Source organism: Halomonas flagellata, assembly GCF_022487945.1.
In the GTDB taxonomy this organism is placed as follows: Bacteria; Pseudomonadota; Gammaproteobacteria; order Pseudomonadales; family Halomonadaceae; genus Halomonas; species Halomonas flagellata.
Map to the genome: position 1 here is coordinate 1 of NZ_JAKVPY010000154.1, position 517 is coordinate 517.

At 40.6% G+C, this 517-nt stretch carries 1 protein-coding gene; it reads right to left on the minus strand.

Annotated features, from left to right (window positions below; translation table 11 throughout):
* Positions 1 to 285 precede the first annotated feature (285 nt).
* On the minus strand, positions 286 to 517 hold a 232-nt coding region (locus MKP05_RS21635), incomplete at its 5' end, for a hypothetical protein (protein ID WP_240570182.1).

Here is a 517-nt window from a genome sequence, read left to right on the forward strand (position 1 = left end):
ATTGCGCTTTACAATTAACTTTAACCGAACCTGCCTGTTAAAATCATTGACATCAAGTAAGTTTAAAGTTACCGTAAGCCGCTCTTGAATGGAGGTAGTATACTGCGAAAGCCGGACGCTATAAGGTTTGTGCATTTGTGTAGTAACACTTACCGGATATAGCTGGGCATGTACTTGGCCAGTGATCAGTACTATAAAAAGGATCAGTAGCTTTTTTATTCGCTGATATCTACTTGATTTATTCATAAAACATGTATGCTGGTTATAATTCTTTTATATTCCTCTTTAACTTCCTTGTTTTTGTATTTTGATATCTACGATGATATAGGAATCCTGTCCATCCGATACAAATTCCTTTATCTTAATAGCCCCTTTGCGCCCGTCCCTGGTCTGGAAGAGTACGATCCTGGGCACCACACTGTCGTCAAAATCCTGCATTCCCGCATTGGTATCTTCAATGGTAAGTCCTGATAGTATACTGCCGTTGCTCATGGCATCGAACTCTCCTGCGCTCAGC